The organism is Sphingosinicella terrae (genome assembly GCF_003347635.1).
Taxonomy (GTDB): domain Bacteria; phylum Pseudomonadota; class Alphaproteobacteria; order Sphingomonadales; family Sphingomonadaceae; genus Allosphingosinicella; species Allosphingosinicella terrae.
Genome location: NZ_QDFY01000003.1, coordinates 238,958 through 257,494 on the forward strand (window position 1 = coordinate 238,958; position 18,537 = coordinate 257,494).

Annotated in this window: 16 protein-coding genes; 3 read left to right on the plus strand and 13 right to left on the minus strand. The window is 69.6% G+C overall.

From position 1 onward, the window contains the following. The 11 genes from DDE10_RS09360 to DDE10_RS09410 form a co-directional block, all read right to left on the minus strand. The gene (locus DDE10_RS09360; RefSeq protein ID WP_114952495.1) at window positions 1-300 is read right to left on the minus strand and encodes a hypothetical protein; all 300 of its coding nucleotides are present in this window, start codon (window positions 298-300) and stop codon (window positions 1-3) included. A gap of 14 nt (window positions 301-314) precedes the next feature. Then, a complete protein-coding gene (locus DDE10_RS09365) occupies window positions 315-845 on the minus strand; it encodes a phage baseplate assembly protein V (RefSeq protein WP_284734571.1) in 531 nt (176 codons plus the stop codon). Between the two features lie 5 nt (window positions 846-850). Further along, complete coding sequence (locus DDE10_RS09370) at window positions 851-1,999, minus strand: hypothetical protein (protein ID WP_114952496.1); 1,149 nt, start codon at window positions 1,997-1,999, stop codon at window positions 851-853. Next, window positions 1,999-2,283, minus strand: coding sequence for a hypothetical protein (locus DDE10_RS09375; protein WP_114952497.1), 285 nt, complete (start codon window positions 2,281-2,283; stop codon window positions 1,999-2,001). Before DDE10_RS09375 ends, DDE10_RS09370 begins: the two co-directional genes overlap by 1 nt. 7 nt (window positions 2,284-2,290) lie before the next feature. Then, entirely contained in the window at window positions 2,291-2,995 is a 705-nt protein-coding gene (locus tag DDE10_RS09380; protein WP_114952498.1) for a hypothetical protein, read from the minus strand. After that, window positions 2,988-4,892 (minus strand): ATP-binding protein, encoded by a 1,905-nt coding sequence (locus tag DDE10_RS09385; protein WP_114952499.1) that lies wholly within the window; start codon window positions 4,890-4,892, stop codon window positions 2,988-2,990. The genes DDE10_RS09380 and DDE10_RS09385 overlap by 8 nt, the downstream gene beginning before the upstream one ends. A 2-nt stretch (window positions 4,893-4,894) precedes the next feature. Then, window positions 4,895-6,274 carry a Pvc16 family protein gene (locus DDE10_RS09390; protein ID WP_114952500.1) on the minus strand — a complete coding sequence of 460 codons (1,380 nt, stop codon included), beginning with the start codon at window positions 6,272-6,274 and terminating at the stop codon, window positions 4,895-4,897. Window positions 6,275-6,654: 380 nt separating this feature from the next. Beyond that, window positions 6,655-7,689 (minus strand): hypothetical protein, encoded by a 1,035-nt coding sequence (locus tag DDE10_RS09395; protein ID WP_114952501.1) that lies wholly within the window; start codon window positions 7,687-7,689, stop codon window positions 6,655-6,657. Next, entirely contained in the window at window positions 7,686-8,462 is a 777-nt protein-coding gene (locus DDE10_RS09400; protein WP_114952502.1) for a hypothetical protein, read from the minus strand. Before DDE10_RS09400 ends, DDE10_RS09395 begins: the two co-directional genes overlap by 4 nt. Window positions 8,463-8,464: 2 nt before the next feature. Continuing rightward, on the minus strand, window positions 8,465-8,965 hold the full coding sequence (locus DDE10_RS09405; RefSeq protein ID WP_114952503.1) for a phage tail protein: 501 nt from the start codon (window positions 8,963-8,965) through the stop codon (window positions 8,465-8,467). 40 nt (window positions 8,966-9,005) lie between these two features. Beyond that, the gene (locus DDE10_RS09410) at window positions 9,006-11,393 is read right to left on the minus strand and encodes a phage tail sheath family protein (RefSeq protein ID WP_114952504.1); all 2,388 of its coding nucleotides are present in this window, start codon (window positions 11,391-11,393) and stop codon (window positions 9,006-9,008) included. A 677-nt stretch (window positions 11,394-12,070) separates the two neighbouring features. Between DDE10_RS09410 and DDE10_RS09415 the strand changes: the two genes are divergently transcribed. The 3 genes from DDE10_RS09415 (at window position 12,071) to DDE10_RS09425 (ending at window position 16,261) form a co-directional block, all read left to right on the plus strand. Next, entirely contained in the window at window positions 12,071-12,871 is an 801-nt protein-coding gene (locus DDE10_RS09415) for a DUF72 domain-containing protein (RefSeq protein ID WP_114952505.1), read from the plus strand. Between the two features lie 4 nt (window positions 12,872-12,875). Next, window positions 12,876-14,396 (plus strand): L-piperidine-6-carboxylate dehydrogenase, encoded by a 1,521-nt coding sequence (gene amaB, locus DDE10_RS09420; RefSeq protein ID WP_114952506.1) that lies wholly within the window; start codon window positions 12,876-12,878, stop codon window positions 14,394-14,396. 383 nt (window positions 14,397-14,779) lie between these two features. Continuing rightward, entirely contained in the window at window positions 14,780-16,261 is a 1,482-nt protein-coding gene (locus DDE10_RS09425; protein WP_162806517.1) for a putative bifunctional diguanylate cyclase/phosphodiesterase, read from the plus strand. Between the two features lie 677 nt (window positions 16,262-16,938). Here DDE10_RS09425 and DDE10_RS09435 read toward each other — a convergent pair. Together DDE10_RS09435 and DDE10_RS09440 are read right to left on the minus strand one after the other, a co-directional pair. Continuing rightward, a complete protein-coding gene (locus DDE10_RS09435) occupies window positions 16,939-17,250 on the minus strand; it encodes a hypothetical protein (protein ID WP_114952509.1) in 312 nt (103 codons plus the stop codon). Window positions 17,251-17,298: 48 nt separating this feature from the next. Beyond that, window positions 17,299-18,384 carry a PLP-dependent cysteine synthase family protein gene (locus tag DDE10_RS09440; RefSeq protein WP_114952510.1) on the minus strand — a complete coding sequence of 362 codons (1,086 nt, stop codon included), beginning with the start codon at window positions 18,382-18,384 and terminating at the stop codon, window positions 17,299-17,301. Between the last annotated feature and the right edge of the window lie 153 nt (window positions 18,385-18,537).

The window sequence follows — 18,537 nt, forward strand, 5'->3', positions numbered from 1 at the left end:
TCAGCTCCCGCTCACCCGGGCGTCGCCCAGGGTGACGCTGACCGGCGCGCTGGCCGGGACCGCGCTGACCGCCGTTCCGATCGACGCCGTCGAGACGGTCGGGATCCGGTTCACGAAGACGCGGCTGTTCGTCACCGTCCACATCCCCGTCACCATCGGCCCGGAAAATTGCAGCACGTCGGTGGCGATGCCGATCGGGCCCATCGCGGTCTTGACCCGGCTGTTCGTCGTCACGACCGAAGCGGCCGGCGCGCCGGCGGCCATGATCCCGGCCGGAAGCGTGACGAGTGGAGGAGCCATCGCCTCTTTCCCCCTCACATCGCCGTCAGGGCGCCGTTCATGGCGTCGAATCCGGAAGCCGAGACCTTGGCGCTGCCGCCGTTCGCCGACAGCTCGACCTCGGGCGCCTCGATCTTGATGCTGTCGCTCTTGATCGTGATCTTGCTGCCGCCCGACGTCTCGATCTCGACGGTGCCGGCATCGTTGTCGACGCGTAGGGTCAGCCCCGGCGTCTTCCAGAAGGCGATTCCTTCGACGGCGTCGGCGCTGTCGATCTCGCCGTCCTTCCAGAAGCAGCCCGACCAGATCGGCTGGCTGATCTCGCCGCCTTCGAACTCGACCCAGATCGAGCTCTCCGCCGGCGGCAGGGCGAAGAAGCCGACGCTGGCGCCGGCATAAGGCGCGCAGGGCATCGCCCACATCTCCTTGTCGCCCATCACCGACGGCACCCGGACCTTCAATCGGCCGCGCTTGGTCGAATCGGCGGTGTCGACGACGGTGCCGCGATACTTGCCGTAATAACGCTGGCTCATGCCCTGGACGACGCGGTCCAGCTCTTCCATCATGTCGGTCACAGCACCCGGTCCTCCTCGCGCAGGCCGTTCGCGCGCAGCTTGAAGTCGATGAAATGGTCGGCCGCGTTGATGACGTGGGTCGCGGTCTTGACCTGGTAGGCGCCGGACAGGCGGGTGCCGGCATTCTGGACGTCGATGATCATGTGCGGCTTGACGCACAGGCCGAGCAGCTCGAGCGTCGACGAGCAGTCGACCTCGACGAACCAGGCCGCCTCGTTGAGCATCGCCCGCTCGGCGAGCTGCTGCTCCTCGGGATCGGTCACCGCCGGCGCCAGCGCCTGGCGGTCGACGCCGTCTATCTCGCGAAGCGTCGTCCAGTCGGGGGTCACCGGCTCGAGCGTCTCCTCGCCCGGCGTCTCCACCTCCTCTCCGGTCGCCGCCTGCTGGCCGAAGCCGAGCGCCGCATTGGGCCGCTCATAGTCGATGCGGGCGTCGAAGCGGGTCACCTTGATGCACTGGTCGGCCGGCGGGTGGACGTTGATGGCGTTGCCGGCCGGGGCGGCGAGGATCGGCGGCGTGACGTTGAGGAAGGGCCCGGGCGGCGAGCTCTTGATCCGCGCCGTATAGGTGCAGGAGATGCCGCCGGTGCCCGGCACCTCGGAAGGCTCGTAGTCGAGCCAGAATTCGAGCACGTTCTTGCGGGCGATCTCCTCGAGGAAGGCGAGGTCGGTGGCGCGCTGGCTCAGCCCGTTCTGCTCGTCGGCATATTCCTTGGTGGTGTCCTCGACGTCATGCTCGAAGCCATAGGCGTCCAGGATCGATCGCGCCGCGTCGGAGGCGAAGCCGGTCCAGGTCGCCTGCACCCCGACCCGGCCCATGATCACGCGCCGGTCCTCGCCATGGATCTCGACCCAGCTGCCGGTGCCGCCGACCATGGACGAGGTGCGGATGCGCGTGATCGGCCCGAAGACGAGGCAATGGAGCTGCTCGTCGAGCCGGACGAAGATGCCGATCATCTCGTTGGAGCGGAGCGCCGGATTGCGCGCGACCTCGGGATCGCCCTCGCACAGATCGTCCTCGAAGCGCAGCGCGAACTTGGTCGCCTTGCTGAGCTCCATCTCGACCCGCGCCTCGGTGATCCAGGGCATGATGTCCTCGATCACGGTGAATTCCTCGCCGCGGGTGATGATCGCCCCGAAGCCCATCAGCTGCCCTTGACCGGTATCGCGATGAACGGCGCCGCCGCGATCTGGTCGGGCGTCATCGCGTCGTTGAGCGCGGCGATCCGCCAATAAGCGGTCGACTCGTTCAGATAATGCTGGGCGAGATGGTCGAGCCGCTGGCCGTCCTTGAGCCGGTGCTTGCCGAGCTCGAGCTGGGCCGGGATCCGCGCCGGCGTCAGGCAGGCGACGGTGCGGCCGCGCCGGTCGGTGGCCGAGGTAAGGGCGGCGAACTTGAGATAGCGGCTATTGGCCTGGAAGACGGACATGGCGGCCTCAGACCGGGATCATCGAGGCGGCGGCGGTGCCGACATTGACGACATTGGCGATGGCGAGCGCGTCCTCCTGCACCTTGTTGAGATTGTAGGCGGCGATGGCGACGCCGGTTGCGGTCGTCGTCTTGCACTTGAACACGTCCGGGGTGAGCACCTTGAGCTCGAGCGTCGTCTTCGCGACCAGCGGATAGAGGTTGGGCGTGAATTCGATGATCTCGGTGGAGATGCTGGTCACCCGCACCGGCACGATGACGGCGGTGCCGAGGATGAGCAGGGTCACCGGGATGGTCGGGCGCTCGGCCTGGTTCGCCGGATTCCCGGCCAGCGCCTTGGCCGCGCCGACCAGGTCGCCGATCAGTCCCTCGCTCGGCTCGATCAGCTTGCGCAGCGCCGCCAGCCGCGAGGCGATGCCGGTCGCCATCGCGATCGGATTGCCCATCTCGATATCGTCGGCGGCGTCGAATTCGAGCTCGAAGCCGTACGTCTCCTCGGGATCGAAGGGCTGGACCAGGGGCGTCTGCGCGGCCTGGTTCTGCGGGCTGGTCTGGAACGGATTCCAGGGCGTGAAGCTGCGCGTGATCTTCGCCGGATTGTACTGGAAGGGAACGATGTTGGGGATGATGATCCCGAACTCCTCCAGCAGCTGGACGAGGGCGCCGCGCATCACCGTCGGCGACAGCGGATAGCCGTTGAACAGGTTAGGCATGCGCGCGCCTCCTCGGCAGCGCCGCCACCGGCGCGGAGACCTTGGCGAGGCGGCCTTCCTTGAGGAACTCGCGCATCACCCCCTCGGTGAGATGGCCGAGGGCGATCGGCTTCCCGCTCGCCTCGGCGAGATAGGCGCCGGACAACGCCGCGGCCTTGATCTGCGCCGGGCTGAGCTCGTGCGCCTCGGCCAGCGCCTCGGCCATCGCGGCCCGGGCGCGTGCCGCGACGCCGAGCGGCGCCAGCAGCTTCTCCCAGAGCCGGTTGCGCTCCTCCCGGCCCGGCATCGGGAACTCGACGATGAACCGCATCCGCCGCAGGAAGGCGGTGTCGATGTTCGCCCGCCGGTTGGTCGACAGCATGACCAGCCCGTCATGGCCCTCGATGAGCTGGAGCAGGTGTCCGGTATCGGCATTGGCGTGGCGGGCGTTGACGCTGTCCGCGTCGGTGCGGCGGGCGAACAGGCTGTCCGCTTCCTCGAACATGATCGCGCAATTGGCGTCGCGGGCGGCGCGGAAGGCGGCGGTGAGGTTCTTGGCGGTCTCGCCGACGAACTTGCTCACCGTCGCGCCCATGTCGATGAGCATGAGGTCGAGCCCCAGCGCATTGGCGAGCACCTGGCCGGACATCGACTTGCCGGTACCCGGCGGCCCGGACATCATCACCGTCAGCAGGGCGGCGGCGCCGAACAGCCTTTCCTTCTCGGGCTGCTTCAGGAGCGCGTGGCGCAGCCGCGCCTCCTGCTCGATCGACTCGAGCAGGTCGCGCGTCCGCGGCGGCAGGACGAGATCGTTCCAGTCATAAGCGAGGTCGGCGAGCCGGCCGATGCCGCGCGTCCGTTCGCGGGTGCGCTCGCGCAGCATCGCGCGGAACTCCTCCGCCGTCCGCATCTGCTGGGCGGCGGCGTCGCTGAGGTCGACGATCCGCGGCGATCCCAAGGGGGACAGCACGTCGCCGGCCAGCCTGGGCAGATATTCCGCGGTGAGCCGCTCGAGCGACTCGCGGCTCAGCGCCGGCATCGGCAGGACGACGTCGACCAGCCCGCGCCGCCGCGCCGGAACCTGGCCCGGCTCGACGGTGACGAATTGCAGCGGCGCCACCGGAACGTCGGTGGGCCAGCTGCCGGGATCCCCCTGCCAGATGAGCGCGAGGTCGCCGAGCAAAGCGGTGCGCTGCAACCGCTGGAAGGTCGATCGGAAGTCGGGCGCGCCGGCCGCCGGCTCGGCGAGCACGGCCTTGACCCCCAGCGCCTCGACGATCGCCGCCGCGAAGCTCGACCGTCCCGATCCGGGCAGGCCGGGAATGGTGACGCGCACGCATTGCCGCGCCGCCAGGATCCGGCGCAGCCGCGCCGCCTGCGCCTCGATCTGCCATTCGTCGAGCGGCCTCGGCGCCTCCGCCTTGGCGAGGGCCACTCCGGAGAGGAGATCGGGCGTCAGCCGCCCGAAGAACCATTCGACGATCTCCTCGTCGGCCTCGATCATGTCGGGCTCGCCCGGCCGGCCGGGGACCCGCTCGACCATGCCCCAGGCGATCAGGGCCGAGGTCGGCCGCAGGATCGGCTCGGGGCCATGGGCGAACAGGAGGCGCAGTGCGACCTCGGTGGGCAGGAACCGCCCGGGCTGGCCCTGCAGGGTCGCGAAGACCGGACCCAGCGCCGGCTCCACCGCCACCGCGACGGCGCAATCGAGGCAGTCCTTTTCCGCCTCGGCGAGGGAGAACAGGGCATGGAGCCGCGCCCGGTGCGCCCCTTCCGCGCCGGCGAGGCGACGCTCGACGGCGGCGAGGTCGGCGGCGCGGACCTTCTCGCCCAGCGCCCGCGCGAGCCGCAGGCGGATGCGCTCGACCACCAGCTCGGCCCCGCTGCGCGCCTGCGGCGATTTGGCTGTGCGGGCCACGATCAGGGCTCCAGCCAGACCGGCGCGGAATCGACGCCGTTGACCGCCAGCCGGATCATCCGCGTCGCGCCGTCGGCCGGATCGAACAGGAGATCGGCCTCGTAGCGCGTCGGGCTCTGGGCGATGAACGTGCCTGGATCGACCGCGGGATCGTTGGCGAAGGCGGGGACGAAGCGATAGACGTCGCCGGCGATCGACAGCTGGGGCAAGTTGAGCGCGTCGGTGCAGTCGACGCCGGGACGCAGCTGGATGCGCAGGCGTCCGCCGATTTGGCTCAGCGACGCGATCGCCGCCGAGACCGCGAAGGGTATGCGATTGCTCTCGGCCGATGTGAGCCGGATCAGCCCCGCCTCGGTCTTGAGCTGGCGGTCGTGGCGGATCGCGACGGCATAGAGGCCGGGCCGGATCGGGACCGCCCGCGATCCGCCGGGATCCTCGGCCTGCACGGCGGGCTGGACGTCGAACCGGACGCTGTCGCCCCTGAACAGGAATCCCCAGTCGGCATTGTAGGCCGGATCGATGATCGCCTGGGTGAGCGGGGGCGTCAGCCCGGCGAATTCGGCCGAAGCCAGGACGATCTTCTGCTGGGTCCCGTCGCCCAGCGATTCCCCGGTCAGGGTCACCCGGTTGCCGGCCGGCGGCGTCGTCGCGCCGAGCGCCGCCACGGCGGGCGAGATCGCGCTGGTCAGGGTCGCCCCGCCCGACAGCGCCGGCAGGGTCACCGTCTGCTGCGACTGGGAGGCGTGCAGCGTCGGCCGGCCCGCCGGCGTCACGCCGAGGGCGAAGGCGGTGACGATGCCCGGCCTGCCGACCGCTTCCTCCGGCGGCATGAGCAGGCTGCGCACCTCGTAGAAGGCGGTCAGGCGCGCGGTGTGGTTCTGCGCCGCCGACCAGAAGCTGACCGAATCCTCGGGGGTCAGCTGCCGTCCCATCACCTGGATCCGGTTCTGGTTGCCGCGCATCGCCGGATCGAGGATCAGGATGGCGTTTCCGGCCGGTGGACCGGGCAGCTCGAGAGCATCGTCGATCAGCGGGTAATCGTGCATCGACTTCATGCCGAGGCCCATCAGCAGCTGCTGGCCCGGCGGATCCACCGCATTGTTGACCAGGCTGTGCGCGGTCAGCACGTAATAGAGGGTCAGCGGCATCGGCATCCGCGAGATCGGGTTCGGCCCGATATCGTCGCGCGGCAGGACGTTGCGCCGGGTCGGGTCCTCGGCGGCGTGGTAGAGGTGGAGGTTGAGCCGCGAGCCGGGCTCCTTCTCCGCATCCTCTGGCGGCAGCGCCGAGATGGTGATTTCCTGCCCGCTCAGCCGCCAGACATTGACCCGCAGCAGCTCGCACAGGCTCGCGGTGACGCCGTACAGGTTGGGGTGCGGCATGGTCAGGGCCCAAACTTAGCCAGGAGGCGGATCGGGATCGGTCGGAGAAAGCGGCTGGACAGGTCGATGGGGCTGCGCCGTCCCCCGGACGGCGCGATGGGGGCCCCATCGAAGGTGCAGGCCGGGCTGGTAGCCCGGACAAGCCGATCGACGCCGCCAGCCGCTTTCTCCGACCGACCGCGGAGCGGCGGGCTGTGCACAGGTGCGGATTGCCCCCGGCAATCCGCAGCCATGTCCGGGGGACATGGCGACCTGCTGCACTTTGCCGCCCGGACGGCGTCGCTGCGTCGGTCACGATGCACAAGCATCGCTCCCTCCCTTCTCCTTGCCGGACAACAAAATCGAACCCGTCACGACCGTCTCCTGGTTAAGTTTGGACCCTACCGCCTCCGCACGCCGAACAGCATCGGGCTGAAGGACGAGCGCTCGAGCTTGCCGATCACCGATGCCTCGGCGGCGGTCGCGGGGCGCGCGGCCGCTTCCGGCTTCGGCGCGGGCTTCGCCTTGTCGGTCTCGGCGGTGCCGGCTGGCCGACTCTCGGGGCCGGGCAAGGCCTTGCGCACCGCTTCCTCGACCAGCCGCGCAATCTCGCGCGCGGACGGCCCGGGCGCGGGACTCTCGAGAGGCGGCGGCTCGACCGCCACCGGCCGGATCGGCTCGGGGCGGGGCGCGGCGGCCGCCCGCCGCGCCGGCTCCGCCTGGGGGGTCGACGGCGCCGCCACCGGGTCGGGAGGCGCCGCCGCAGCCGCGGATTCACTGGCCGTGTGCGGGACGACGGCCGGCGAGGCGGCCGGCGGCGTGACCGCCGCTGGTTCCACCGCCTCCGGCGCCGGCGGCGATGGCGGTCTGGCGGTCTCCGACCGAAGCGGGTCGAGCAGCCTGCGGATCGAGGCCTCCGCCTCGGCTGCCGCTTCATGGCGGAGCGGGCGGTCCGGGCCGATCTCCGCCGCCGGGGCGCGCGCGGCCGGCGCCGGCTGGGCATCCTCGCGGCTGGGCTGCCCTTGCGGCAGGGCGTGGTCCGTCGGGTCGGGCGGCTGCCCGGGTCGGCGCCCGGCCGCATCCAGTGGGGCCGCGATCGCCGCTGGCTGGATCTTTTGCCTGTCCGGCGCCGGTTCCCCCGGCACCGGCGGCGCGGCCGCGGCGATCGCCGCCGCGGGAACGGGATCGGCGGTGGGGCCCGGCCGGCGCTGGTCCGGCGCCGGCATCGCCGCCGGGGCCCCGCCCTCCGCCAGATCCGGCTCGGGCGGCGAGGCGCCCATGATCGCATAATCGGCGGCCAGCGCCGGGTCGCCCAGCCGCTGGTCGAAGCGCAGGATCGGCGAGCCGCTGCCGATCGCCGGTTCGAGACCGGCGCGCGCCGGCGCCGCGGCGAGGCCGGCGGCGCGGTCGAGCAGGCGCTGGAGATAGAGGGTCACGAGGCCCGCCTCAGAGCGGCGCTGCGCTCGCTCTCGATCAGGGCGGCGAAGGCGCGGCGCTCCTCCCGCTCCAGCGCCATGATCTCGTCATGGCTCCAGCCGTAGCGGGCGGCGACGAGATGGGTCTCGCGGATCAGGAAGGGCCGTTCGGCCGCGATCGCGTCGAGCAGGAATCGCGGCAGGTCGAACCAGACCGCCTGGCGCTCGCCGCAGGCCGGGCAGCTCGTGTCGATGTCGAGCGACAGCAAGGGCGATGCCCGTTCGAGGAAGTCGGAGAGCGTCTCGGCCTCGTCGGGGGCGACCGGCCCGTCGGCGATCCGCGCCAGCAGGTCCTCGGCGGCGCCGGCGCCGGCATCGGCGAGGGTGGGCGGGCGCAGCCGCCGGTCGCTGTCCGTCGTCCACCGCCCGTCGGGTCCGGGCAGGCCGATCGCGGCGGCCGCCTCGTCCTGGCTGGCGAGCAGGTCCGGCAGCGAGAAGGAGAGCTCGAAGGAATCGCCGCACGACCGGCAGCGGGCCCGCGCCTTGACGCCGTCGCCGAGCTCGGCGCAATAGACCAAGGCGAGCAGCCGGTCATGGACCGCCAGCGGCAGGCTGACCGGCTCGACCGTCGCGCCGTCGCGGCCGGTCAGCAACGCCTCGAGCAGACGGCTCGCCATTCCGGTCGCGTCGGGAACGATCGCCCGCTCCAGCCGGCCGTCGATCCGCCTCAGGAGGTAGCGGGCAGGGGGCAGCGACGGAATCGCGACGTCGGCCGGATAGACCCCCGCGCCCATGATCAGGTTTCCGGCAGCTCGACCACCGCCGGATCGCGGATGAAGCCCTCATTCTGGATCACGATCGATTCGAACGCGATCGCGCCGGCATTGGCGTCGAGCTCGGGCACGGCGGTGAACTCCGACACCCAGCAGCGAAAGGCGTTCCAGGCCCGCACCTTCACGCCCTGCAGGTTGTAGAGCTCGATCGTGATGTCCTTGCGGAAATTGGCGAGGCTGATCAGGCCGGCGCCTTCGGGATTGTAGACGCTGAGCGCCCAATCCTCGAAGGCATTGTCGTGGCTGATGCCGCGCTCGACCGTGATCGGCTCGAACGAGGTCAGGCCGGGGCTGAGCCGCTTGGTCGACAGGTCGCCGCCGTCCCGATGCTGGATCGGCTCGATCGTCCGCTTGAGCCCGCTGACCTTGCTGACGCCGGCGACGACGTCGGGCCCGAACAGCAGCTGGAACCGGAAATTGCCATACGGATCGATCCGTTCCGAATTGACGGGAAACATGACCATTTGCGAGCCCTCCCTGATTCGTGGCCGGCGGTGGCGGCGGTCAGATCTCGACCTGTCCGGCGATCTGCTTGACCGTCAGCACGACGAACTCCGCCGGCTTGAGCGGCGCGAAGCCGACGACGACGTTGACGATGCCGAGATTCTGGTCGGTGGCGGTCGTCGTCGTCGCGTCGCACAGCACGAAATAGGCTTCGAGCTTGTTGCGGCTGGCGAAGGCGCCCTGGCGCATCAGCGAGTTCATGAAGGAGCCGGCGGCGAGCCGGATGCTCGCCCAGAGCGGCTCGGCGTTCGGCCTGAACACCGCGAACTTGAGGCCGCGATAGAGGCTTTCCTCGATGAACAGCATGGTGCGGCGCACCGGGATATATTTGTCGTCGATATTGCCGGTGTCGTCCGATCCGATCATCGTCCGCGCGCCCCAGGCGACCGCGCCCGACGGGAACAGGCGGATGGCGTTCAGCGCCTTCGGATTGAGGACGCCATTCTCCTCGTCGCTCATGTTGCGCTGGATCCCGACGATGCCGCGGATCGTCGCCTCGATCCCGGCCGGGGCGGTCCACACGCCGAAGCGGCTGTCGGTGCGCGCCATCAGCCCGGCGATCGACCCGCTCGGATCGACGAACCGGCCGGCGGGGACCGCGGCGTCGGGGATGCGCAGCCGCGGCCAGTAGACGGCGGCGTTGCGCGTCTCGACGCCGATCTTGAGCGACGCGACGCCGGCTTCCGCCGCGGCGATCGATCCCCAGTCGTCGTCGGGATCCACGAGCAGGATGGCGCGGCGCTTGGCGGCGAGCGCGCTCGCCGTTCCCCACAGGCCGCGCCGCTCGGCATTGGTCTGCCCTTCGGCGCGCGGCAGGACCATCAGGTTGAACGAATCGAGCACCGACTCGATCGTCCCGAACGCGGCCTGGTAATCGGCGAGCAGCGGCTCGGTGCCGTCGTCGCCGACATCGGCCGGCGCGGCATTGGTCTGCTTGCCGATCGGCGCGACCCCGCCCAGTCGGCCGAGCGAGTAGGCGGCGACATTCTGCGCCGCCGCCGCCTGGAAGATGCTGGCGGCGATGCTGGTCGCGGCGGTGGCGAGGGTGGTGCCCGCCCCCTCGTTGGGGCCGCCGAAACGCGGCGTGAGGGTCAGCCGCACACCCACCCGCCGCGCGTTCCAGCGGTCGGGGCGCAGCGCCGCGATCGATGCCGCCAATTCGTCGAGCGCGCGGCGGACATTGGCGAGGCTTCCGACCGGCGCCGGCGCGACGACGGCGGCGTCGGCATGCATCGGATCGCCGGGCGTGCCGGTGATGCCGGTCGCCTGGTTCGGCGGCGGCGGCACCGGATCGGTCGGGTCGGTGAGGGTGAAGTCGGCGACGGTGCTCCGGTTCAGGCCGGCGAACGTCGCCAGCGAGTTGAGCCAGCCGATACCGGCCGGCTCCGCCGCCGCCGTGCCGATCCGCGCGCTGAGCCCGCTCGGCGCCGGCCGCGCCGGCCCGGTGGTGTCGATCTCGACGCCGCCCGCGGCGGTGCCGAGCATCAGCGACGTGGCGGCGTCGTTCACGACCGCCGGGGTGATGGCGACGGCGCCGTCCGGACTGGCGAATTGGAGCACCCGCCCGCCGGCAAACGCCTCGAACGTGCCGGTGGCGGCGACGGTCATGCCGATCAGGCCGTAGGCGGTGACGATGTTGGCTGCCATCGTCGCCGGCGTGTCGCCCGCGGCGAAGGTGGCGCGGACCGGGGGCCGGTTGCCGATCGAGACCATGAAGGCGCCGCCCGCGGGGGCCAGCGCGTTGACGCTCGCCTGGGCGGCGCCCGCCGGCGCGGCGGCGTAGATCCGTCCGCCGATCGACGCCCCGCTGATCGCGGCGGGCACGTTGAGATGTTCGAGGGTGACGAGGTTGCTGGTGCCGTCGACGATATTCGGCGCGTAGCGGGACGAGCCGGGATCGAGCGAGAGATTGGCGTGACTCTCGATGTCGGTGCGCTCGAAGCTGCCGTCGGGACGGAGACTGCTGCGATAGACGACGAGGTTGAAGGTCCGCTCCGGGCTCGACGTGTCGTAATTGACCTCGGCCCGGATCATGTTGCCGGCGGCGCCCTGGTCGCGGGCCGTGAGCCGCACCGAGTCGGCGTTGTTCGCCTGGTTGCGCAGCACCACGCTGGCCGCAGCGGCGCCGTTGGCGATCCGCATGATCCAGGCCTCGGTGCCGCCATTGACGTAGAATTGCTGGACCTGCGCGGCCATCTCGCCCGGCGCCGAGGCCCCGAAGACCCGCTGGAACTCGGTGAGCGACAGCACCCGGGTGGGAATCTCGAACGGTCCCTGGCCGAGCATGCCGACGAACAGGGCCGTGGAGGTGGAGGCTGCCGCGACCGCCTGGGCGCCGCTCGATTCCTCGCGAACATAGACACCCGGATACGTGACCAGAGTCGCCATTTTTCCCGCCCTCCTCTCGGCCGCCCGGACCGGCACCGCCGAACCCGTTGCGCGAAAAACCGTCCAAAACTGTCCCACAAACTATTTGGGGCAACAAGCGTGAACAGGGCGGGAACCAAGAAGGCACCAAGAACAGGTCGCAAACAGTCTCCGGAATTATCTCGCTTCTTAGTTGGATAGCATTTGCGGTCCAGGGAGAGACTGTCGGAGCCGATCTCCGGAACAAACAACGACTCTTGCGCTCAATTGGGGAACGACTCGTAAACCCATGATAAAATCACTGCCAAACTACCGTGGTACTACGGTATATTACAAGTACTGGCCCTTTAACTTCCTTTGAATTCAGCCTCTTAGGCGTTTACGCGAATCCTCGGTATCTCCGCGTCCGCCGCGCGGGGCGAAACGGGTCGTCCGGGACCGGCGCTCGCGGGAATGCGTGCGAAGGCGCGATGACGTGGCAAGGGCGCTCCGATGCCGGTTCGGCGCCGCGCCTGCATCGGGATGCCTTCGACCGACAATGGCCTACCCGGACGGGTCGTGCCCTCCGATCCGCTTGCCTCGCGCCCCCGCCCTGTTGCACAAGCCGCCTTGCCCGCCGCGCGCGGCGGGTGACAGATGCGTGGCCGGCCATCGCCCTCAGGATGGCCGTCCGGCGCCCGGCGACTGGGGGATCGATCATGTCCGCAAAGGCGATTCACGTCGGTATCGGCGGCTGGGACTTCGATCCCTGGCGCGGGACCTTCTATCCGACCGGCCTGCCGAAGACGCGGCAGCTGGAATATGCCGGCCAGCATCTCGGCGCGATCGAGATCAACGCCACCTTCTACAAGCTGCAGAGGCCCGAGCTGTTCGAGCGCTGGGCCAGGGCGGTGCCCGACGGCTTCCGCTTCGCCATCAAGGCGTCTCGCTTCTGCACCAACCGCAAGGATCTCGCCGAGGGCGCCGAGTCGATGGCCCGCTTCCTCTCGCAGGGCTTCACCTGCCTCGGCGACAAGCTGGGTCCGATCCTGTGGCAGCTGGCGCCGACCAAGCGCTTCGATCCTGCCGAGATGCGCGCCTTCCTGGCGCTGCTGCCGACCCGGCAGGATGGGCTCGAGCTGCGCCACGCGCTCGAGGTGCGCCACGAGAGCTTCCGCTGCCGCGAGTTCGTCGCCATGGCGGGCTGCGCCAGGGTGGCGGTGGTCTTCGCCGACAGCGACGATTATCCGCAGATCGCCGACCTCACCTCCGATTTTGTCTATGCGCGGCTGCAGCGGACGCAGGAGAGCGAAAGCGAGGGCTATTCCGCGGCCGATCTCGATCGCTGGGCGCGGGTGGCGCGCGGCTGGTCCGAAGGGCAGCGCCCGGAGGGCCTCGATTATGTCAGCCAGGCCCGAGGCCCGGTCGAGCCGCGTGAGGTCTACCTTTTCGTCATCGCCGGTGCCAAGGTCCGCAACCCGGCGGCAGCGCAGGCGCTGATCGCCCGCCTCCAGAAGTGAAGACATGAACCTTCGCAACGATCCCTCCACCGAGGCCCGCGCTTTGCTCGGCCGCCTCGGCGTCGCCGCCGAATCCGGCGATCTCATATCCCGTTCCCCGATCGACGGCGCGCCGATCGGCCGCGTCGCCGTCGCCGACGCCGCTGCGGTGGCCGCCGCGATCGGCCGCGCCCACGGCGCCTTCCTCTCCTGGCGCACCGTGCCGCCGCCCCGGCGCGGCGAGCTCGTCCGTCTGTTCGGCGAAGCGCTTCGCGAGGAAAAGGAAACGCTCGGCCGGCTCGTCAGCCTGGAGGCCGGCAAGATCCTCCAGGAGGGGCTGGGCGAGGTGCAGGAGATGATCGACATCTGCGATTTCGCGGTCGGTCTCTCCCGTCAGCTCTACGGCCTTACCATCGCCACCGAGCGGCCCGGCCACCGGATGATGGAGACCTGGCATCCGCTCGGGATCGTCGGCGTGATCTCGGCCTTCAACTTCCCGGTCGCCGTCTGGGCGTGGAACGCCTGTCTCGCCTTGGTCTGCGGCGACAGCGTGGTCTGGAAGCCGTCCGAGAAGACGCCGATCACCGCCGCCGCCGTCGCCGCCTTGTTCGCCCGTGCCACGACGCGCTTCGGCGGGGCTCCGGCGGGCCTGCTCGAGCTCGTCCAGGGCGGTCGCGACACCGGCGCAGCGATGGTCGACGATCCGCGCGTCGCGCTCGTCTCGGCGACCGGATCGACCCGAATGGGGCGCGAGGTGGCGCCGCGCGTCGCCGCCCGCTTCGGCCGCAGCCTGCTCGAGCTCGGCGGCAACAACGCGATGATCGTCGCGCCGTCGGCCGACCTCGATCTCGCGCAGCGGGCGATCGCCTTCGCGGCGGTCGGCACTGCGGGCCAGCGCTGCACCAGCCTGCGCCGGCTTATCGTCCACGATTCCCTGCACGACGCCCTGGTCGATCGGCTGGCGCGCATCTGGGCGACGATCCCGGTCGGCGATCCGCTCGATCCCGGCACGCTGGTCGGCCCGCTGATCGACGCCGCCGCATTCGAGGCGATGACGGAGGCGTTGACGGAGGCGCGGGCGCAGGGCGGCGCCGTCTCCGGCGGCGATCGGCTCCACGCGGATCGCTGGCCCGGTGCCTTCTACGTCCGTCCGGCCCTCGCCGTCATGCCCGGCCCGGCGCCGGTGACTCGGCGCGAGACCTTTGCGCCGATCCTCTATGTGCTGCGCTACCGCGACCTGGACGAGGCGATCGCGATCAACAACGACGTGCCGCAGGGCCTCGCTTCCGCCATCTTCACCACCGACCTGCGCGAGGCGGAGCTATTCCTGTCGGCCGCGGGCTCGGATTGCGGCATCGCCAACGTCAATATCGGCCCGTCGGGCGCCGAGATCGGCGGCGCGTTCGGCGGCGAGAAGGAGACCGGCGGGGGGCGCGAGAGCGGCTCCGACGCCTGGCGCGCCTATATGCGCCGCGCCACCAACACGATCAATTACGGCCGCGACCTGCCGCTCGCCCAGGGAATAGACTTCTCTTTGCCTTCCTGAGTCTTTGGCTTCCTGAGCCGACGTGCGATCTTAGTGTCGCTGCCGTTCAGTTCGCGCGGAGACGCGGAGGCGCGGAGAGACCGAGGCAGGATCCCGCGACGGCGGGTGTCCGGGGCGATGTTGCAAACAATGGTCAGCGAAGCCGACCTCCGATCGCTCCGGCATATCGAAAGATGCCTCTCCGCGCCTCCGCGCCTCCGCGCCTCCGCGCCTCCTCGCCTCCTCGCCTCCGCACGGACCCCGATCCGGCCTCCACTTCCTAACTTTGGTTCTGCGCAATTTGTTAACCGACCCGCTGGTAGGTTCCCTGCCTCGGGGAGAACGAGGTGGGATACTCGCGCAAGATTGGTCCACCGATCGTGTCGGCGGCCGTAGCGACGCTCGTGTTGACGAACTTCGCGACGGTCAGCATCGTCCGTGAAGGGACAATTTCCGGAATCGAGCTGTTCCGCGCGATCTGGCCGATCTCGCTGACGTCGGCCGTCGCGATCGTCCTCGTCATGTCCTTTCTCTACCGTTCGCTCGTCGAGTTGGTGATGGAGCTGGAGGCGCGGGAAGCCGCCGCCCAGCATCTGGCGCTCCACGACCAATTGACCAGCCTCGCCAACCGGGCCTTGCTCGAGGATCGGCTCGGCCAGGCGTTGAACCGCTATCGCCGCACCGGCGAGCAGGTCGCCTTGCTGATGCTCGATCTCGACCGCTTCAAGCAGGTCAACGATACGCTCGGCCACAATGCCGGCGACAAGCTGGTCCAGGAGGTGGGAGAGAGGCTGCGCTCGCTGGTGCGCGAGACCGACACCGTCGCCCGCATCGGCGGCGACGAGTTCGCCATCGTCCAGATCGGCCCCAAGGGAGAGGCCGATATCCGCCGCTTGTGCGAGCGCATCATCGCGATCATTCGCGAGCCCTTCGTCATCGGCGACCGTGAGGCACGGGTGGGGGTCAGCATCGGCGCGGTGTTCGCCTCGCGCGACGTGTCGGAGGCGTCCGAGCTGCTGCGCAAGGCGGACATCACGATGTACCGCGCCAAGGCGGCCGGCCGCGACTGCTTCCGCATCTTCACCGAGGCGATGGACGCCGACGTCCAGCGGCGCGACCGGATCGAGAGCAGCCTTCGCGCCGAGCTTCGCGACGGCGATGGGCTGCAGCTCTATTTCCAGCCCCTGATCGGCAAGGCCGGCACCGTCGTCGGCCTGGAAGGGCTGCTGCGATGGCACCATCCGACGCTCGGTCAGATCGCCCCGGCGGAGGTCATCCCGATCGCCGAGGAATGCGCGCTCATCGACGAGATCGGGCTCATCCTCTTTCGCAAGGCCTGTGCCGCTGCGCGCCGGTGGCCGCATTTGTCCGTCGCCGTCAACCTCTCCCCCGGCCAGTTCCGCACCGCCGCCTTTCCCTCGACCCTGCGGCGGATCGCCGACGAGGAGGGCGTCGAGCCGCGCCAGATCGAGCTCGAGATCACCGAGACCCTGTTCATCGAGCATGGCTCGATCTGCGCCCAGATGATGACCGAGCTTCGCCGCGACGGCTTCAAGGTCACGCTCGACGATTTCGGTACCGGCTACTCCTCGTTGAGCAGCCTGCGCAGCTTCGAGGTCGACAAGATCAAGCTCGACCGCTCGTTCATCGATGTCGCCTCGCGCGACCAGAGCGTCGCCATCATCCGTGCCGCGGTCACGCTCGGCCATGCGATGAACCTCGACGTGGTCGCCGAGGGCATATCGACGATCGAGGAGGAGCAGATCGCGGTCGAGGCCGGCTGCGACGCCCTGCAGGGCTATCTCTATGCCCCCGCCATGCCGGAGGACGAGATCGACACCTTCCTCGCCGCCAATCCCCCCGCCCGGATCTCCAACGCCGCCTGACGGCGCCGTCCACGCCCCCGTCGGGATCGGCGGGGGCGCGCGGCGCGCCGGCGCCTCGCTTCGACGGACGGCTTCTTTCGCCTCCTGCCACGGCCGGCCGCCGGAGCCCGGCCACGCCTCGCCGCACGCCTGCGCTCCGCTGCGACCGAACTCATGCCTGAACGTTCCCGCCGCAACCGTCCTCCTCCGGGAGCCTCCGATGAGCCGCATCCTCATCCTCTGCGACGCCAACGGCGCCCCAATCGAGACCCTGGCCGACGCCATGGCCGACGGTGCGCGCGCGGCAGGCGCCGAAGTCCAGGTCATTCCCTGAGCCGGCCAGCTTGTCTCTGCTGATCCCATGGAAACGACGTCGCGATGCAGAGGACTCACCGGGCCATCAGTCGGATGTGTCTGTTTGCGCCGCTAGTCCGATAGGTCAGTCGGAGCCTTTGGCCCGAGGAAGAAAGGAGCGGATCATGCCACGCCTGACGCCCCTGACGATCGCCTCCGTCTCCTCGGCGGTAAGGGCCGTCGGCTCCTTCGGCCCATGCGTCCGGCGCGCAACTTCCGCCGAGCCGATCCGTCCTTGCCGGAACAAGGCCCTGAATTTCGCCACCAGGCTCATTTTCGATCGATGCACCCCTATCCCTACCGTGAAGTTTGCAGGCGGCGAGATGAACCCGTCCGGGCGCTCCCTATGCCAATGTCTCACCTTCATTTGCGTCAAAGCGAGCCGCCATCTCAGAGAAATGCTCTCTGTTCCCGAAACCTTTGCCTTGATCATACAGATACAACGTGACCGGACAGGGCTGGTTCATCGCCCAGGTGATCGCCTCATTCACTGAAACGGCTTCAAGCGCATCATAGTCAACGATATGGTGTGGATGGCTGTCTGGCGCTTGATCTGAATCGGCGCAGCTATTGTCGTGCTCCACAGCTTCAACGACAGCGTCCACCAGCTTCCAGCGATATCTCCGCGCTCGATTGTCGATGATGTTCCAGATCATGGTGCAGGCGTAAGAGGAAGGGGAGGCGGGCTCAACTTCGCAATCTCCCTACGCCTCCCGTGCCCCTTCGGGGCAGCCCAGCAGCCGCGCGATCCGTGCCTCCGCGGGCCGCCAGTCCAGCCCGATCTCCGTCAGCCAGCCGTCGTCGTAATAAGTGCAGGCGTAGCGCTCGCCTTCGTCGCACAGCAGGGTGACGATGCTGCCTTCCTCGCCGCGCGCCGCCATCTCCTCGATCAGATCGGCGCAGGCGATGATGTTGGTGCCGGTCGATCCGCCGACGCGTCGCCCGATAGCCGCCGACAGGGCACGCATCGCGCCGATCGAATCCGGGTCCGGCACGGCGATCATCCGGTCGATGACGTCGGGAACGAAGCTGGGCTCGACCCGCGGCCGGCCGATGCCCTCGATCCGGGAGCGCATGCCGTCCGCCAGGAGCTTCTGGCTGCGGTCGGCGAAATGGCGGTGGAAGACCGAATGCTCCGGATCGGCGACGCACAGCCGCGTCGCGAAGCGCTGATAGCGAATGTAGCGGCCGATCGTGGCGGAGGTGCCGCCGGTGCCGGCGCCGCAGACGATCCACGCGGGCACGGGATGCTCCTCGCTGCGCATCTGGGTGAATAGGCTCTCGGCGATATTGTTGTTGCCGCGCCAGTCGGTGGCGCGCTCGGCGAAAGTGAACTGGTCGAGATAATGCCCTTCCGTCTCCGCCGCGAGCTGCTGGGCGGCGTCGTAGACCGCGCGCGGGTCCGTCACCTCGTGGATCTCGCCGCCGTAGAAGCGGATCGCCTCGAGCTTGGGCGGCGCCGTCGAGGCGGGAACGACCGCGATGAAGCGCAGGCCCAGCATCCGCGCGAAATAGGCCTCGCTGACCGCGGTCGATCCGGACGACGCCTCGATCACCGTCGTCCCAGGGCCGATCCAGTCATTGCACAAAGCGTAGAGGAACAAGGAGCGGGCGAGCCGGTGCTTGAGGCTCCCGGTCGGATGCGAGCTCTCGTCCTTGAGATAGAGGGTGATGCCGGGAAAGCGCGGAAGCTCGAGCCGGATCAGGTGGGTATCGGCCGAACGGTGGGAATCCGCCTCGATCCGCCGGACCGCCTCCGACGTCCAGGCTCGGTCACGTTGCGCCGGCATCTGTCAATCACCCCTTCGCTCGCATCGGCTTGGCCCTCGGCGCCGCCTTCCACGACGGCGGCTTCGCAGGCACCTGCGCGCGCCAGACTATGGCCTGAGCGCCGGCGAGGCCAGCCGTCCCGCCATCGCGGCGCGGAAGGGCCGAGACAAGGG

Bases quoted from the DNA above. Each gene is read 5' to 3' on its own strand.
- DDE10_RS09415 (WP_114952505.1), top strand. From the start codon at position 12,071: ATGTCCGCAAAGGCGATTCACGTCGGTATCGGCGGCTGGGACTTCGAT.
- DDE10_RS09380 (WP_114952498.1), bottom strand. From the start codon at position 2,995: ATGCCTAACCTGTTCAACGGCTATCCGCTGTCGCCGACGGTGATGCGC.
- DDE10_RS09405 (WP_114952503.1), bottom strand. From the start codon at position 8,965: ATGGTCATGTTTCCCGTCAATTCGGAACGGATCGATCCGTATGGCAAT.
- DDE10_RS09410 (WP_114952504.1), bottom strand. From the start codon at position 11,393: ATGGCGACTCTGGTCACGTATCCGGGTGTCTATGTTCGCGAGGAATCG.
- amaB (WP_114952506.1), top strand. From the start codon at position 12,876: ATGAACCTTCGCAACGATCCCTCCACCGAGGCCCGCGCTTTGCTCGGC.
- DDE10_RS09435 (WP_114952509.1), bottom strand. From the start codon at position 17,250: ATGATCTGGAACATCATCGACAATCGAGCGCGGAGATATCGCTGGAAG.
- DDE10_RS09370 (WP_114952496.1), bottom strand. From the start codon at position 1,999: ATGGGCTTCGGGGCGATCATCACCCGCGGCGAGGAATTCACCGTGATC.
- DDE10_RS09360 (WP_114952495.1), bottom strand. From the start codon at position 300: ATGGCTCCTCCACTCGTCACGCTTCCGGCCGGGATCATGGCCGCCGGC.
- DDE10_RS09440 (WP_114952510.1), bottom strand. From the start codon at position 18,384: ATGCCGGCGCAACGTGACCGAGCCTGGACGTCGGAGGCGGTCCGGCGG.
- DDE10_RS09390 (WP_114952500.1), bottom strand. From the start codon at position 6,274: ATGCCGCACCCCAACCTGTACGGCGTCACCGCGAGCCTGTGCGAGCTG.
- DDE10_RS09375 (WP_114952497.1), bottom strand. From the start codon at position 2,283: ATGTCCGTCTTCCAGGCCAATAGCCGCTATCTCAAGTTCGCCGCCCTT.
- DDE10_RS09400 (WP_114952502.1), bottom strand. From the start codon at position 8,462: ATGGGCGCGGGGGTCTATCCGGCCGACGTCGCGATTCCGTCGCTGCCC.
- DDE10_RS09365 (WP_284734571.1), bottom strand. From the start codon at position 845: ATGATGGAAGAGCTGGACCGCGTCGTCCAGGGCATGAGCCAGCGTTAT.